The following is a 17,867-nucleotide window of genomic DNA, read 5'->3' on the forward strand; positions in this document are numbered from 1 at the left end:
GGCGCCATGTTTCAATTGGATTTGCTGGATACCAAAAAAGACACATCCGGGCGGAAGGGGCGGAGCGGGGGCTCCGTCTCCAATGTTTCCCTCAAGGATATTGCGATTGTCGGGATATCCGCCAAACTGCCGCTCGCGGAATCGCACGAAGCCTTCTGGGAGCTTCTGCGGAGCGGCAAGGACCTGGTAGGAGGGTTTCCGGATTCCCGCAAGGAGGAATTGAAGCCGTATTTGCGCCGGATGGAGACGCAATACGGCTCCGTTTCCTTTTTTGACGGGGCGTATATCGAAGATATTTCAGGTTTTGACTATTCTTTTTTCCGGCTTTCGCCCAAGGAAGCCTCGCTGATGAGTCCGGCGCAGCGCCTGTTCCTGCAGACGGCCTGGGGCGCGCTTGAGAATGCGGGGTACGGCGGAGATGCGCTGCATGGTTCGCGCACTGGCGTCTATATCGGCTATAACGGGGACTCGCTGCATGATTACAAGCGAATCATCGAAGCGCTGGACCCGGACTCCTTGTCCATGGCGGCGCCCGGCAATCTTAGCTCCATGATACCGAGCCGGATTTCGTATTTGCTTAATTTGCGCGGACCGGCGATCAGCGTGGACACCGCCTGCTCCTCCTCACTGGTAGCGGTCCATCTGGCATGCCAATCGATTCGCAGCGGTGAATGTGAGGCGGCGATTGCCGGCAGCGTCAAAATTAACGTGCTGCCTCTGGATACCGGCATACGGCTTGGCATCGAGTCAAGTGACAACCGGGCCAGAACATTCGACGACTCGGCGGACGGAACGGGCATCGGCGATGGCGTGATTGCGCTGCTGTTGAAGCCGCTGTCCCGCGCGCAAGAGGACGGCGACCATATTTATGCCGTCATCAAAGGCAGCGCGATGAATCAGGACGGCAGCTCGGTCGGCATTACCGCCCCGAACGCCCTCGCGCAGGAGGACGTCATTGCACGCGCTTGGCAGGATGCGGACATTGATCCTGAAACGGTGACGTATATGGAGGCGCACGGCACGGGAACCCCGCTTGGCGACCCGATCGAAATCGACGGGCTAACGCGCGCCTTCCGGAGATACACCGATAAACGGCAATTTTGCGCCATCGGCTCGCTGAAAACAAATATCGGACATCTCGATCATGCTGCCGGCATTGCAGGGCTGCTCAAGGCGATCCTGTCGCTTGTCCACAAGCAGTTGCCGCCAACGCTTCATTACCGCTCGCCGAACCGCAACATTCCGTTTGTGGATTCGCCCGTTTATGTCAATGACGAATTGACGCTATGGGAGACGAACGGCGAAGCAAGAAGATGTGGAGTAAGCGCATTTGGCATGAGCGGGACCAATTGCCATGTTGTGCTGGAGGAGGCTCCTACCGGTACACCATCGGGTCATTCGGACAGAGCGGAGCTGTTCTGCTTGTCAGCGCACAGCATGACGGCGCTGGAGCGGCTCGTGCTGCTGATGCGGGACTGGGCTCAGGAGCATCGCGGTGATGAGAACCGCAGCCTAGCCGATCTTTGCTACACCTTGGCCGTTGGCCGGGGAGCCCATCGGTATCGCCTGGCGATTGCGGTAAGCGGCTGGGAGGAGCTTGTCCACACCTTGCATTCCGTTGCCGAAAGCGGCCTTAACGGCCTTGCGCTGCCGAACGTCCTCTTCGGGACAGCCGACTCAGCTCCGGTCGGGAATATGAGACAGCAACCCGGTTCAAATGAACGGGAATTGGAAGCGCTGGAGCTGGGCCAACGTTACGTGGGCGGATACGAGATCGACTGGAAGGCAATCTTTCGGGGACAACGCTGCCATCGGCTGCCGCTTCCGACGTATCCGTTCGATGCTCATCGTTGCTGGGTGGAGGAGACGCGGGTTGGAGCAGCGCTTCATATGCCATTTGCTGCCTGGAGCGGATATTCGCTCGGTGGAGATATTCCCGAGGAGCTTGGGCAAGAAATGAACGAGACGTTTGCCAGATGGCAGGCCGTGCTTCAGCGGAACGGCGGGATGACGAGTCAGAGTCGGCGCGGCGTCACGTTAACCGGGGAGCGCTCCCGCCTGGAATGGGAGCAGCATATCGCAGATGTCTGGGGAGAGCTGCTCGGTTATGACGAATTGCCTGCGAATGCCGGGTTTTATGAGCTGGGCGGAGATTCCATTATTGCGCTCAAAATAGTAAACCGGGTCAGCGAGCTTGTGGACGTCCGCATTCAGGCGGCGGATTTGCTGGGACATGCGGATCTACCTTCGTTCACGGCCCTGATCGAGCAGCGGCTCAGGGAGAGCGGAGCGGTGACAGCGCAAAGAACAAACATGGGGCTTGATAGACAAGGGGCGAACGTTAGGAAAGGCGGACACGAGGCGAACGGTGGGTATGATGGGCATGCGGCAGCCGGCGGCCGTGACGGATCAGGAGCGTTCGACTGGCATGTCGGGCCATTGACCAGCCAAGCGTCCGACTCTTTGTTCGGCTATACACTGGAGCCGATTCCAAAGGCGGCTCCGCAAGAGCATTATCCGGTTTCATCGCCGCAGAAACGTATGTATTTGCAACAGCAGGCGATGCCGGATGATCGCAGCTATAATTTGCCCGAATTGTTGCACTTGGACGGGGCTATTGATGCAGATCGGCTGGAGGCCGTCTTGCAAGCCATTGTAGAGCGTCACGAGACGCTTCGCACCACCTTCCACGTCATCGACGGAGAGATCAGACAGCGTGTTCACGACGCCATTTCTTTCCGCTTGATTCGCATGGAGGCTGATGAAGCGGAAGCGGACACCGTGCTGCAAAGCTTGTTCCGGCCGTTCAGGCTCGATACGGCTCCGCTGCTCCGCGCAGCCTTGCTGACGCTGGGGCCGGAGCGCCATGTGCTGTTTCTTGATATGCATCATATTGCATCCGACGGCATGTCGGCGGGCATTCTTTTGTCCGACCTGATGACTTTATATCAGGGCGGTTCGTTGCCGCCACTGCCGCTGCAATACAAGGATTATGCGGTATGGCAGGAGAGCAGGCCGCTCTCCGGGAACGCCGAACGGTATTGGCGCGAGCAATGCCGGGGAGACTGGCCGCTGCTTGCGCTTCCGACCGATGCCCCGCGTCCGCCCGTCAAAGGCAATCACGGCGAAACGTTCGACGTGTACGTCGAGGCCGATTTGACGACGGCAGTTCACAGCCTCGCGGCCGAATCGGGCGCGACTCCGTTTATGGTGCTGCTAGCGGCGTATTACACGTTCCTTGCCCACTATACGGGGGCTGAGGATATTGCCGTCGGTACGCCGATTACGGGACGGAACAGGCGCGAGCTGGAATCGATCGCGGGCATGTTCACCGGCACGCTAGCGCTGCGCGCTTATCCGCACGCGGACAAGCCGTTCAGAGCCCTCTTGTCCGAAGTGAAAGAGATGGCGACCGGGGCTTACGCCCACGCCGAATATCCATTCGAGGAAATCGCGCAATGGATGGACAGAAGGGACGCCAGCCGGAGTCCGCTGTTTGACACGATGTTCATCATGCAAAACCTGGGTATTCCAAACGCTTCGTCTGCGGGATTGTCGTATCGCCACCAGCGCTTTGAGCATGGCACGGCCAAATACGATTTAATGATTCAGGCCGTGGAGAATGGTGCGGAATTGCGGCTTGTCGTGGAATATAATGCCGATTTGTTTCGCCGCGCGACAGCCGAGCGGTTCATGCGGCATTATGTGCAGCTGCTGCGCAGTGTGACGCGCCGTCCCGACGCCACGCTTGGCGAAGCGGAGATGCTAACGGAGGGGGAGCGCCTGCACATGCTGGCGCTGGGGAGACGCGAAGCGGACTTTCCGCCGCCGCGCTGTCTGCATGTTTGCTTCAAGGAACAGGCGGCGGCCGTTCCCGACCTGCCGGCTGTATCTTGCGGCGGTGAATCCATGACCTACCGGGAGCTGGATCGCCGCACCGATGCGCTGGCGCGAACCTTGCGCGCCAGAGGTGTGGGACGCGGCAGCATCGTCGGCATTATGGCGGAGCGCTCCATCCCTATGCTTACCGCTATGCTCGCCGTTATGAAAGCCGGAGGCGCTTATATGCCTGTAGATCCGCATTATCCTGAGGAACGCATCCGCTATATGCTGGAGGACAGCGGCGCGGAGCTAGTATTCGCGGACTGCACGCGTTCTGGAGTCGCGGCTCTTGTGCCAGCCTCCTTGCAGGTGCTGGACATTACGGATGAGACGCTGTTCTCCGGCGGAGACGATGACGCATGGCCGCAGGACGCAGCCGATCCGATGTATGTCATTTATACCTCCGGTTCTACGGGTCAGCCGAAGGGCGTCATTGTACCCCACCGCAGCTTTTACAATTTCGGACATTCGCTCAGAACGTTTTTTGATGGGCAATACGGCGAGAGGGACAGATGCCTCAGCCTGACTAATATTTCGTTTGACGTCAGCGTAGCGGAGCTGTTTATGCCACTGATGTTCGGGGCTTGCACGGTGCTTTACCCGGAGCCGAAATTGCTTGATCCACGGCGAATTGCCGAGGTGATTGCGGAAGAGCGGATTACATTCGCTTATTTACCACCGTCTTTGCTGAAAGAGGTTGCGAGGCAGCTGGAGCAATCGGCTACCGCGATTACGCTAGACAAAATGCTCGTTGGTGTAGAGCCGATTCAAGACGAAACGCTGGAGCTGTATACGAAGCTTAATCCCGAGATTCGGATGATTAACGGCTACGGTCCGACGGAGGCGACGGTATGCTCCAATATGTACGCATACAAGCCTGGCGCTTATCGCGGCGGTTATGTGCCGATTGGCGGGCCGATGCACAATGTTGAAATTTATATATTCGGCTATGGCGGCCAGCTTGCTCCTATCGGTGCCGCTGGCGAGCTGTATATTGCCGGCAGTGGCCTTGCTGACGGTTATGTGAATAAGCCGGATATGACAGCCGAGCGCTTTTTGCCACATCCGTACCATGAGGGCCGCTTCATGTATCGAACCGGCGATATCGCAAAGTGGCTGCCAGACGGCAACGCGATGTACGTGGACCGGGTCGACCAACAGGTAAAAATCAGAGGCGTGCGGATTGAAATGAACGAAGTTCGCTCGCAATTGATTTCCCTTCCTGAGGTGGAGGACGCGGTTGTGATCGTCCGCGAGCAGGCAAGCGGCGACAAGGAACTGTGCGCATATGTGGTCACTTCGGACAAGCTCCCTTCGCGGGAATGGCGAAGGAAGCTAGAAGACAAGCTGCCGGAGGCGATGATTCCGGCCTATATCGCGGCGATTGACGCAATACCGCTGACGCCGAACGGGAAAGTGGACCGGCGCGCCTTGCCGGAGCCGGACTTCGGGCTACGGGAGCAGGGAAAGCCGGAGCTGCCGCGAGACGGGATGGAAGAGCGTGTTGCCGCCATTTGGGAAGATGTGCTGGGCGATACGGCAGGACCAATTGGTATTCACGACGACTTTTTCGAGGTTGGCGGCCATTCCTTGAAGGCTGCCGTGCTGGCGGGCAAGCTGCAGCAGGCGGCGGGCACCCTGGTTCCACTTAGCCTGATATTCGAGCTTACCTCCATTGCGGAAATGGCCGCCTGGCTGAAGGAGCGGGACGGCGCAGATGCGGCGGCCGAGCCGATTCCGAAGGCAGAACGCCGCGAGTGGTATCCGATGTCGCGCGCCCAGCGCCGCCAATATATGATGCAGATGCTGGCCGGAGACGCCACCATGTATCATGTGCCGTTCGCGCTCCGCTTGCAGGGCAGGCTGAATGCGGCGAGGCTGGAAGACGCGTTTACGGCGCTGATCGGCCGCCACGAAAGCTTGCGGACGACCTTCCATATGACAAAGGACGAGTTCAGGCAAATGGTTCATCCGCCGTATGCGTTCAAGCTGGAAGTGCTGGATTGCGCAGAGTTGACCGGTGACGAAGCGCTGCGGGGAGCGCTGCAAGACGGCGCCGAGGTGACGAAGCTGATGGAAGTCTTCCAGCGCCCGTTCCATCTGGACAAGCTGCCGCTGCTGCGGGCTGGGCTGCTGCGACTGAATGAGGATGATCATCTGCTGTTGCTGGATGTTCATCACATTATTACGGACGGCGTATCCTCCGGTTTGCTGGTGAATGAGCTGTCGCAGCTGTATGCCGGACAAGCACTACCGGAGCTGCGAGTGCAATACAGCGATTATGCAGTGTGGCAGGAAGCCGGATTTGCAAATGGCGCATATGAGGAACATGAACAGTACTGGATGGAAATCTTCGAAGGCAAGCTTTCTGTGCTGGAGCTGCCGACGGATCGGCCGCGGCCGTCTCTGCCGAGCTATAAGGGCCGCCGCCATTCGTTCCGTCTGGACGCGCGAACAACGGAAGAGGCGCGAATGCTGGCTCGGGAAGCCAAGACGACGCTGTATACGGTGCTGTTGGGCGCTTTTGCCGCGATGCTGGCCAAATACAGCGGGAAGTCCGAAGTGATTGTGGGCACCCCCGCCGCCGGCAGGGAGCATGCCGATACACATGGCATGATCGGCATGTTCGTCAACACGTTGGCGCTGCGGACCAGGCCGGAAAGAGACAAGACGGTAAGGGCCTATATGGCGGAGCTGCATAATCTTGTTGTAGAGGCACTTTCGCGCCAGACGTATCCTTTCGAGGAGCTGGTCGAAGGGCTGAAGGCAGACAGGGACAGAAGCCGCAATCCTTTGTTTGACGTTATGTTTGTCTTGCAAAATATGGACCGGGCGGTGATGGAAGCTGGTGGCCTCGTCTTTGGCGAGATGCCGTTCGAGACGGGGACAAGCAAGTTCGACATGACACTGGAAGCGGTGGAGCGGGAAGAGGAAATCGAGCTTCAACTGGAATACGCAACGGATTTGTTTCATGAGGAGACCGCGCATCGCATGGCGGAGAGCTATACCGTACTCGTGCGGGAGATGTGCAGATCGCAGGGTCGCACGGTCGGCGAGCTTGAGCTGATGAGTGAAAGCGAGCGGGAGCAATTGCTGGTACTGTTGACCGGAGGAGGCATGCCGGTACAGGCCGCTAGCAGAGAGGGGAGCAGTGGTAGGATGGAAACTCGAGCCCAGAAAGACACGACGGACCAGCAAGGAGATGCGACGGCCTCCTCGCAAACCACGGCGGAATGGACGGGGTTTGTCCATGAGGTGGAGCGCCAGGCGGCGCGTACGCCGGATGCGGCGGCGATTCAATTCGGCGCGGAGACGGTGACGTACGCCGAGCTGAACGAACGCGCGAATCGGCTTGCCCATTCCTTGCGGGCGAAGGGTGTGGGGCCCGAGCGCATTGTCGCGCTGATGGCGTCCCGTAGCCCGCTGCTGCTTGTCGCCATTTTGGGTATTCTGAAAGCCGGAGGCGCATATGTCGCCATTGATCCCGCTTATCCGAAAGAGAGGATCGACTGGATGCTTGAGGATTGCGGCGAAGCGCTTCTGCTGACGGAAAAAGCATATGCAGGAGTCGTAACGAGAGCCGTTGCCGAGTGGTATCTGGACGATCCGGAGCTGTATGTGGCGGACAGAGGCAATCCGGAGTTAGTCCATAAGCCGGACCATTTAGCGTATGTGCTATATACGTCGGGCTCGACCGGGCGTCCCAAAGGAGTGATGATCGAGCATCGCGGGCTGGCGCATTTCATCGGAGGCTTCCGAGACCGGATTCCGTTTGAGAAGGGCCAGAGCATCCTGGCGATGGCATCGGTCTCCTTTGATATTTTTGTCGTTGAAAATCTGCTTCCGCTCACGCTGGGTATGCGGATTGTACTCGCGAGCGAAGAGGAACGGGGCGACGCAGCCTTGCTGCAAGGACTGATCGACGCGCACGGTGTCGATGTGCTGCAAATTACGCCGTCGCGCTTCAAATGGTGGATGAATCAGCGAGGCGAAACGGAGGGCTTGCAAAAGCTGCGCATATTGATGATCGGGGCGGAGCCGCTTACGACCGATGTGCTCGGCAGGCTGCGCGCCGCTACCGGAGCCAGATTGTTTAATTTGTACGGACCGACGGAGACGACGGTATGGACTTCGATCCGGGAAGTGACCGAAGGCGAGGAGATTTCGATCGGTACGCCGATCGAAGGTTCCGTCATGATGGTGCTTGACGAAGGACTGAAGCTGCAGCCGACTGGCGTGACGGGCGAAATTTGTATCGGCGGGCCGGGCGTCGGGCGTGGGTATCTCAGCCATCCCGAATGGGATGTCGCTTTTGTGCCGAATCCGTATGCTCCGGGCAAACGCATGTATCGCACCGGCGACCTTGGGCGCAGGCTTGAAAATGGGTTGTTTGCGTATGCGGGACGCCGCGATTTTCAGGTGAAAATCAGGGGGCACCGGATTGAAATCGGTGAAATTGAGCAGTTGCTGCTTCGCCATGAGCAGGTGAAGGAAACGGTCGTCACCGCGTTTCAGGAAGAGGATGGGGAATATGCGCTTTGCGCGTATGTCGTTATGCAGAACGCCACTGCAGCGGATGCGGAGCAAGGCGGCACTGCCCCATCCGGCCGGTTGACCGGGCAGCTGCGCGAATATCTCGGGGACAAGCTGCCTGATTATATGGTTCCGGCCTTCATGGTCGTTCTGGATGCAGTTCCGCTTACGCCAACGGGCAAAATTGACAGAAGGGCGCTGCCGAAGCCGGGACCGGGCGACGCTGACATACGCGAGCTTGTTCCGCTGTCGACGGATACCGAGCGCAAGCTGGCGGAAATTTGGAAGGAGCTGCTCGGTACGGATGCGATCAGCGCCAAGGACAGCTTTTTCGAGCTGGGCGGCCATTCACTGAAGGCGGCAGGCATGGTTAGCCGCATTGCGGAACGCTTTGGCATCCAAATGCCGCTGCGCGATATTTTTATGAATCCTACGCTGGAAGGTTTAGCAGCTCATCTGGACACTAGTGGAACCGTGGCGGCTGCACGCATCCCGAAACAGCCGGAGCGCCAGTATTACCCGATGTCAAGGGCGCAGCGCCGCCAATTTATGATGGAGCTGATCTCGGGCGAGGCAACGATGTACCATGTGCCGTTCGCCGTGCATATGCACGGCAAGCTCGATGTGGAGCGTCTGGAGGAAGCTTTCCTTGCGATGATGCGCCGCCATGAATCGCTCAGAACGACGTTTCATCACGAGGAGGACGAGTTCCGCCAGCGCGTGCATGCAGAGCCGGTATTTACGCTGGAGCGGGGCGCCAAGCTGAGAATGGCGGCAGGCAAGCTTCTCGCGGAAGGCGGAGACGAAGGATTGTTCGGCGGCATCAGCGGGCTGATGGAGCGCTTTATCCGTCCGTTTGATCTCGGCAGTCTCCCGCTGTTCCGGGCTGGATTAATTCCGCTTGGCGAGGAGCGCCATCTGCTGCTGCTGGACTTTCATCATATTATTACCGACGGCGTCTCCGTCAGTGTCCTGCTGCAGGAACTAACCACTTTGTACGGCGGCGGCGAGCTGCCGGAGCTTGATATCCAGTACCGGGATTACGCGGTATGGCAAGAAGAACAAATCGGCAGCGAGGCCTATATGGAGCATGAGCGATACTGGCTGGAGGCGTTCGAAGGGGAGCTGCCGCCGGTGGAGCTCAAGACAGCCTTGCCAAGGCCGGAACTGCAAAACTTCGAGGGCGGTCTGATCAACTTCATACTTGATGAGGATCTGACGCTCAAGATCAAGGCGTTTGCGCGCGAGCGCGGCACGACGTTGTACACGGTGCTGCTCGGGGCTTATTCGATGCTGCTGGGCAAGTGGAGCGGTGAGGAGGATATCATTATCGGCACGCCGGTAGCAGGCCGCAATCATGCGCAGCTGGAAGGGCTGATCGGAATGTTCGTCAATACGGTCGCGATTCGCAGCTTCCCGGAATCGTACCGGACCGTTGGCGATTATTTGTCCGAGCTGCATGAGGATGTGCTGCGAGCGCTGGAGCACCAGAATTACCCGTTTGAGGATTTGGTGCAAAAGCTGGGAATCGAACAGGACCGCAGCCGCAATCCGCTGTTCGATACGATGTTTATTTTGCAAAATATCGATCGCGTCGCTTACCGTTCGGGCGGCATTGAATTCGATCCCAAGGAATTCGATCCGGGCGTCAGCAAATTCGATTTGACGCTTGAAGCGGCGGAGCGGGACGGCAGGATCGGCTTTACGCTGGAATATGCGACAAGTCTTTTCCGCGAAGAGAACGCCTGGGCGCTGGCGGATGATTATACGGCGATCATACACGCGCTGGTCGAAGACGGAGCAAAGAAAAAAATCAGTGCTGTGCTTGCTTGAACCAACATTCTGTGCCTAAGGGGGCGGCGAACGATGAAGCTGTCGATGAAAAGGAAACCGTTTAACGAGTTTTGGATGAACTGCATGCTGAACCAGGCGTTTTCCATTGCGGTGTCCGAGGATCCCAGCTACAGGGACGCGGCGTATTTGAACATTTACCGGTACTATCCTTGGGAGGCCGCAACAGACAAAGACTTCCGCTATCCGACTATTGACACGCTGTATTATATGGACGACCCGGCCAGATTCCCGCTGTCGCAGGTGATCCGCTATATCGAGCCCGGTCATTTCTGCAGCAAGGAGACGGTGCTGAATGAAATCAGGGCGATGCTTACGGGCGGACGCAACCTGAGCGTAAACGTCGATTTGTATGACTGGCTGCCGGGCAGCATGGCCTGGAAAAGGTTCCATTGGTATCATTATTCGCTGTTTAACGGATACGACAAGGAGCGCGGCGTCTTCTACGTCATTGACGATACGCTTGCCGGCTACGAGGAGCACGAGGTGCCGGAGGAAAGGCTGCTCAAGGCGTACGGCAACTCGGAATACAACGTGAACCCGAGCTATTTGGGGCCTGCCTTCTACGTATACAACTTGCAGGAAAAAATTCAGCCCTACGAGTTGAAGCTGACTGAAGTGGTGGAAAATGCGGAGCGGCTGGCGAGGGAGCTTGGCGAGTTCTCAATAGAGGGTATGTGGAATGTAGATTCCGACCCGGAGAAGAAGCAAGCTCATTTGACCTATGGCCTTGTCGGCGTCAACATCATTTGCAACCGGCATATCGCCAACATGTCACTGCTCCGATCCATGCGGGAGAAGAGACTGATCGGCGAAGCGCTGCATGAGTCGCTGTCCGGTCAGCTTGGCGCAGTGAGGGACGGATGGGATATGGTGAAGGACCGCTTTGTGACGGGGGACTTCGAACGCGGCAGAGAGCTGGCGCTCGCAGAAGATTTGTTCGCGAAGGAAAAAGCGTTCTGGACCACGCTTGTCGCCGGCGTGTAAAGGCCGCTTGCGTCAACATGTTACCCGGGAGGCGGGCGTTATGACGATATCTTTAATTTGTTTGCCATATGCAGGAGGCTCCGCACAAGTGTATAAGCGCTGGACGAACCGGCTGCATCCTGGCGTGCGTCTGGTACCGGCCGAACTGGCGGGCAGAGGAAGCCGCATGGGCGAGCCGTTCTATGCGGACGCGGCGGAGGCCGTGCGGGATTTGCTGCCGCTGGTGCTGGAGACGGCGCACAGCTCCGATTCATATGCTTTATTCGGCCACAGCATGGGCAGCCTGCTTGGGTATGAGGTGTTGCATGCGCTGCGGGAAGAAGGATTCCCGCTGCCTGCGGCAGTCTTCCTCTCCGGCAGAGGGGCGCCGCATTGCGAGCAGGAGGAGGCTCGCCGGACCCATAAGCTTCCGGATGACGAGTTTCTGGAGGAACTGAAACGGCTCGGCGGCATGCCGGGCGAGCTGTTCCGGCATCGGGAGCTGCTGGATATGTTTATGCCGATCCTAAGAGCCGACTTCAAGCTTGTCGGCGAATACGAGCATCGGATGCGGCCACCGTTGCCGCTCCGGCTCACCATCTTGAGCGGCAAGGATGACAGCTGCGTCAAAGGCCCGCTCGGTGAATGGGAGCGTTATGCGACGGGAGGCTGCGAGCTGATGCTGTTTGAAGGCGGACATTTTTTTCTGCATGAGCGGGAACGCGATGTTGTAGCGGTGATTAACAAAAAGCTGACCGAGGCGCCTGCCCCGATCTGACCCGTAAGGAGCGTGATGGAAGATGCTGAACAAACATGCGATATGGTTTCCCGGACAGGGCTCGCAGCGCGTCGGAATGGGAAAAACGCTGAGCGAGCTGCATGCGGTTGTCAAAGCGACGATAGAGGAAGCGAACGAAGCGCTGGGCATGCGCCTTGACAGCCTGATGTATGAGGGACCGATGACGGAGCTGACGCGAACAGACAATGCCCAGCCCGCCATTCTTGCGCTTGGCGTGGCGATGTACCGCGTGTACAGCCGGGAATGGGGATACCTGCCTGCGATGGCTGCCGGCCACAGCCTGGGCGAGATTACGGCTTTAACCTGCGCGGGGACCATAACGTTCCCGGATGCGCTCCGGCTCGTACGCCGCCGTGGCGAGTTGATGCAAAGGGCCGCTGCTGCGGGGATCGGCGCGATGGCCGCCGTGAATGGGCCGAGTCCCGATGTTGTCGCCAGAGTATGCTTGGAAACCAGCGCAGGCTGCGCGGAAGGTAGCCGTATTGTTGTGGTATCGAATATAAATTCAGAGCAGCAAACGGTAATTTCGGGACACAACGAGGCCGTCCATGAAGCGTCCGAAAGACTTTCCTCCCATGGGGCCGCAGTCATTCCACTGCAGGTAAGCGCGCCGTTCCATAGCCCGTTGATGGCACCGGCCGCGGCGCAATTTGCCGAAGTGCTGAATTGCGTCTCGTTTGGAGAAATGGATTTTCCCGTCGTTTCCTCCTTGACGGGTCTGCCTTACGGGAATACGGCGGAAATCGCAGGTATGCTGGCAAGGGGATTGACGGACCCCGTCAATTGGCCGGCGGTCCTTGCATTTCAGAAGAGCATTGGCATTGCCTATGCCGTGGAACTGGGGCCGGGCAATATATTGAAACGGCTGGCTCCACCCTACGGACTGCGCGTATTCTCTTTTGACGACAAGGAGGATGAGGCACATCTGGTTGCCGCAAGCCGACAAACGGACGCCTATTCGATTGATCTGCTGAATCGTTGTCTGGCTATCGCCACTTGCGTCCGCAACCGCAACTGGAACGCGGCCGAATATGAACAAGGCGTCGCTTCTCCTTATCGAGGCGTGCAGCAGTTGGTCGATCGGCTGCGGGAGACGGAAGAGCAAGTGGCGGAAGCGCATGTTCGGCAAGCGCTGGCGATGCTGGAATCGGTGTTTCGCACCAAAGGCACGTCCGCCGAAGAGCAGGAGCGGCGGCTTGCAAGACTGCAGAGTGAGTTCGACCTGCGCAGCTTGCCAGGCGTTTCTCCTGCCGACCGATCATACGCGGGCAGTCTATTATAGTGCGTGTTCAAAAAGGTCAGTTTTCAGCACCGAAGCTTATACTTCCGATGTGCGTTTTTTCAAAACGCTTCAGTTGGATGAAGCTAGGGTCAGAGGAGCGGAGCTACACGTTTTCGTAGAAAACGACCTCGGAAGCATAGGCTTGTAGTGGGTACGTGAGCACCTGAGATGTTTCCGCAGGAAACATGACTTCGTAAGCATCTGCTTAGGCCCGGCTGAATTCAAGATTCGATGTCGAATATGCTTTCAGTGTTACTTCGTGTTAGATATAGGATTTATAAGTTATCAACGGAGTTGATGAAATTCTATATCGCAAGAAAACCCACCTCTGAATCGCGGTCGCTCAACCTTGAATTTGCCTCGATTGGTTTTCTTATCAAAAGCGGACTTTTTGAACAACCTCTTATAGGAAGGAGCGGGGACATGGTTATCCGGCTGGCCAATAACGAGTTTGAACAGGATGGAGCCCGGCGCCTTGCGGAGCTGCCGTCTCCCGTGGAGATTTTGCAGGCATTGATCCGCTTCAATACAACCAATCCGCCGGGCGAGGAAGCCGCATGCATCATGTATATCCAGCAACTGCTTGAGGATGCGGGCATTGAGACGCAGATTGAGGCGCTTGATCCGGCCCGTCCCAATCTGCTGGCCAGGTTGAAGGGCAGCGGGGAAGCACCGCCGCTGCTGTTGTACGGGCATGTCGACGTCGTTGGTGTCGACAAGCAAGCCTGGAGCCGCGACCCGTTCGGGGGCGACATTGAGGGCGGCTTCATCTGGGGGCGGGGCGCTCTTGACATGAAAGGCGGCGTGGCGATGCTCGTATCGGCTTTCCTCCGCGCGCATGTCCGCAAGCTGCCGCTGCGCGGCGATCTCATTCTGGCGATTGTCAGCGACGAGGAAGCAGGGGGCGAATACGGGGCTTCCTTCCTGGTCGAGCGGCATGCCGATTATTTTGCGGGCGTCAAGTATGCGCTCGGCGAATTTGGCGGCTTTGCGTTTCATGCCCTGGGGAAAACCTTTTATCCGATTATGGTGGCGGAGAAACAGCTATGTTGGCTCAAAGCGACGATTCGAGGAGATGGAGGCCACGGCTCCATGGGCAAGCCGGGAGCCGACTGTATGGCGCAATTGGGGAACATGCTTCAATCGCTTAGCAGGAATAAGCTGCCGATACGTGTGGCACCAGCGGCACGGCTGATGATTGAAGGCATGGCCGCCGCACTTCCGCTGCTGCCGGCGCTGCTGCTGAGAGGGCTGCTGCGTCCCCGGGTGGGCGGCTTCATCCTGAAGCTGCTGGGGGAAAAGGGCGGGACGTTCGCCCCGCTTCTGCGTAATACGGTCAGCGCGACCGTTGTTCGCGGCGGCGAGAAAATCAACGTTCATCCAAGCGAAATTACGGTTGAGCTGGACGGCCGAACGCTACCGGGCGTCACTCCGCAGCAATTTATGGACGAGCTGCGCCGATTCGCGATTCATGATTCGATCGAGCTGGAAGTTCTGCGCCATGACCCATGCACCGCGGTTCCCGACATGGGGATGTTCGGTTTGCTGTCCGATGTGCTGAAAGAATCGGATAAGGAGGCCGTTCCGGTGCCGATGCTGCTGCCCGGAGGGACGGACGGAAGATGGTTTGCGAGGCTCGGCATCCAAACCTATGGTTTCCTGCCAATACCGCTGCCCAAGGACATGCAGTTTACCAAACTGATTCATGCGGCTGATGAACGCATTCCTGTAGAAGCGGTCGGGTTCGGCACGGATGCGATTTACCGGGTGCTGGAACGGTACGGAGCGATGCCATGATGCCTTTTAAAACGTTTTGAATATTCGCATATTTACAATTTTATTAGCGCTTGAAATGCAAATGGCCATTTCAAGCGCTTTTTTTGCATAGCTTTTCAAGATTGTGAGCATGGACACATCGTTATTTCTATGAGTTGCCAACAACAGCTTTTGCACGATTGGAGTTATAGATGATGGCAAAGGATTCAACGTTGAAGAATGTTCACAAAAAAGTTTAGTTTTATCTATTGTAAATAGCTATGTTAAGGATAAACTTAAGGGAGCGTGCAATTTGAATCTACAGCGTGTGAAACAAACGTTTCATTCACGTTTAAAATGTAATAGAGGACTACAAAGGCGTAGTCTTACTAAAGCAAAGAGGCTTAAGGTTATAGCATTTTCCTACTTGTTAGGAAGCGGTATAACTTTAGGCCTTTTTGTGTTTATTCTCTGGTATGGGAGATGAGGAAATGGCAAAAATTTGTTTCACACCTCTTTTAGTCGAGAACAGAATCGATGTTAAAAAGTGTATCACGGCTGTAATGGTTGCTATGCTCATTGCAAGTAAAATGGTTCCAAAAAACTGCACCTAAGAAGTAGAGGAGGGTACCCATGAGTATCGATAAAAAGATGATTGAAGAGATGGTTCGTAAAGTCATCATGGAAAAAGTAGGGGCTGATGCTATTGAACAGAACGTTCATAGAGGTCCTGGAGGGATTACTTCTATTAAAGTGCCAAATATGAAAGTAACAGAAGAGGATCGTCTCGATACAGGCAACCCTAATGATATCGTCTATTGTAAAGATCTTTTTTCGCTAAAGGAAAGTCCAAGACTTGGCTGCGGTATCATGGAGATGAAAAAAACAACCTTTGACTGGACACTTAACTACGATGAAATTGATTATGTGATTGAGGGACATCTGGATGTTATCATCGATGGTACAAAGGTGTCAGTTGAACCAGGAGAAGTGATCCTGATTCCAAATGGAAGCAGGATTCAATTTTCTGTGCCAGAATATGCACGATTTATCTATGTAACATATCCGGCTAACTGGGCAGAACAAGCGTAACATTCTAATTTCTACTCGCGAGAGAAATCCGAAACCCAAACCGCCGCAACAGTAATGTACTTATACTCCGGGCTCCATGGTTTCAGAACCGGGGCTTTAGCGATGCCCCGGTACCAATTTCGAGCGGACTAGCTGCCAGAATAATTCCCGACCGGCGGGCAGGATCTCCTGATACAATCCTTGTATTCTGCGGGATGATGTCTAATGAGACAAATGTACCACATTACGAACAGTACTAAAGCCTGATTCTCTGGGCTTTTTTTTATTTTATGTGGTTTGATTGTATCATTAAAAAATGCACAAATGTGACCCTATTGTAGGATTTTGACACAAAATGGGGTGCATTGTGGAGGACCTTTGTCGATTAGGTGTTTCAACGAAGAAGGTTATCAACCTGAGCCACGACATTCGAATTTATTTACTAACAAAGCAGAAGCTTATAGCGTGGTCACGTCCTATATTGATTATTATAACGAGCGTTGTATTCACTCAAGCATCGGAGTATCAACCATCACATCTCTTTGGTGATCAATTTCGAGTCTATTGCACTTGCAGCAAATCGTATTTTTTAAGCTATTCTCGGTCCTCCGTATCTATTTTTTCAATCTAGCACTTGTTTAATGAAACATAACTACATCTTTCACGTATATCCCTTTAGTTCTATATTTTTAACAGAGAAAACGATAGAGAAATCTATAGACTATCGTAGAGGTCACGTGATGTCGGTTTTGATAAAGCGAAAGTGGATTTTATGGTTGTCAGCTTTAGTCTTTATCGTTGCAGTGCCAATAACAATTTTCATGCATATAATCACTCATTCTAATGTACCAGAACTTGCAGAAGGAAGCATTGAGCAGCGTTATGCACAGCAAGGAAGCTATCAAGTAAAGGTAGAAGAAGTTAAGAGTACGAGCGGTGGGGCTTTATTTAGAATTTACTACCCAGCATTTCAAGGAGACGAATCCTATCCTATTATTTCTTGGGGGAATGGAACAGATGCCACGCCAGATCGTTATGATGAGCTCTTAACTCATCTTGCTAGCTGGGGATTCATTGTAATAGATTCCTATAGCAAGACAACAGGAACAGGCAAAGAAATTGTGGAGGCTATTGATTATTTGAGAAATGAAAACCAACTAGCAAACAGCTTGTTTTATCAAAGAATACAAATGGAACATATTGGTGTAGCTGGACATTCTCAAGGGTCTACTGGGGTCATTAATGCTCATACCAACTATATAAGTGGATCCTTGATTAAGACGGTTGTATCCATCGCTCTCCCGGATTTGAAGCATTGTGATCCAGAAGATGTGTACGATACAGCACTTATTACCGTTCCTTTCCTCATTATGGGCGGTACACGAGATTTTCTAATCTCACCGGTATCAACGAATCAATTAGCCTTGCATAGTACTAACGCAAGTACGCCTGTTATGATGGGGATGGCAAAAGGTGCAGCTCATACAGCGATTGAAGGTAATGGTGGCAATCATAGGGGTTACTTGACGGCTTGGATGAGATATCGGCTGTTTGATGATCAGGAAGCCATGAAGGCATTTCATGGGGATTCTTCGGAGATGTTGCATAATACAAATTGGGTGGACGTTAAACAAGCAAATATGGATGATAAAAAATTCGTGCAATAACAAAAGAACGGCATTTTTTCCGTTCTTTTGTTGATGTAGTCATTGAACTCCCTCGGTACGA

At 55.2% G+C, this 17,867-nt stretch carries 7 protein-coding genes; all 7 read left to right on the forward strand.

Annotated elements, in window-relative coordinates:
• Positions 1 to 6 precede the first annotated feature (6 nt).
• The gene (locus J7E85_RS09850; RefSeq protein WP_215157313.1) at positions 7 to 10,248 is read left to right on the forward strand and encodes a non-ribosomal peptide synthetase; all 10,242 of its coding nucleotides are present in this window, start codon (positions 7 to 9) and stop codon (positions 10,246 to 10,248) included.
• A gap of 33 nt (positions 10,249 to 10,281) precedes the next feature.
• A complete protein-coding gene (locus tag J7E85_RS09855; RefSeq protein WP_215157315.1) occupies positions 10,282 to 11,253 on the forward strand; it encodes a hypothetical protein in 972 nt (323 codons plus the stop codon).
• Between the two features lie 40 nt (positions 11,254 to 11,293).
• A complete protein-coding gene (locus tag J7E85_RS09860; RefSeq protein WP_215157317.1) occupies positions 11,294 to 12,010 on the forward strand; it encodes a thioesterase II family protein in 717 nt (238 codons plus the stop codon).
• A gap of 22 nt (positions 12,011 to 12,032) precedes the next feature.
• Positions 12,033 to 13,313 carry an ACP S-malonyltransferase gene (gene fabD / locus J7E85_RS09865; RefSeq protein ID WP_215157319.1) on the forward strand — a complete coding sequence of 427 codons (1,281 nt, stop codon included), beginning with the start codon at positions 12,033 to 12,035 and terminating at the stop codon, positions 13,311 to 13,313.
• 423 nt (positions 13,314 to 13,736) lie between these two features.
• Positions 13,737 to 15,110, forward strand: coding sequence for a M20/M25/M40 family metallo-hydrolase (locus tag J7E85_RS09870; protein WP_215157321.1), 1,374 nt, complete (start codon positions 13,737 to 13,739; stop codon positions 15,108 to 15,110).
• Positions 15,111 to 15,701: 591 nt separating this feature from the next.
• Positions 15,702 to 16,160, forward strand: coding sequence for a cupin domain-containing protein (locus J7E85_RS09875; RefSeq protein WP_215157323.1), 459 nt, complete (start codon positions 15,702 to 15,704; stop codon positions 16,158 to 16,160).
• A 719-nt stretch (positions 16,161 to 16,879) separates the two neighbouring features.
• The gene (locus J7E85_RS09880; RefSeq protein WP_215157331.1) at positions 16,880 to 17,806 is read left to right on the forward strand and encodes a poly(ethylene terephthalate) hydrolase family protein; all 927 of its coding nucleotides are present in this window, start codon (positions 16,880 to 16,882) and stop codon (positions 17,804 to 17,806) included.
• Positions 17,807 to 17,867: the final 61 nt, after the last annotated feature.

Source organism: Paenibacillus sp. ISL-20 (assembly GCF_018613005.1).
Lineage (GTDB): Bacteria > Bacillota > Bacilli > Paenibacillales > Paenibacillaceae > Paenibacillus_AQ.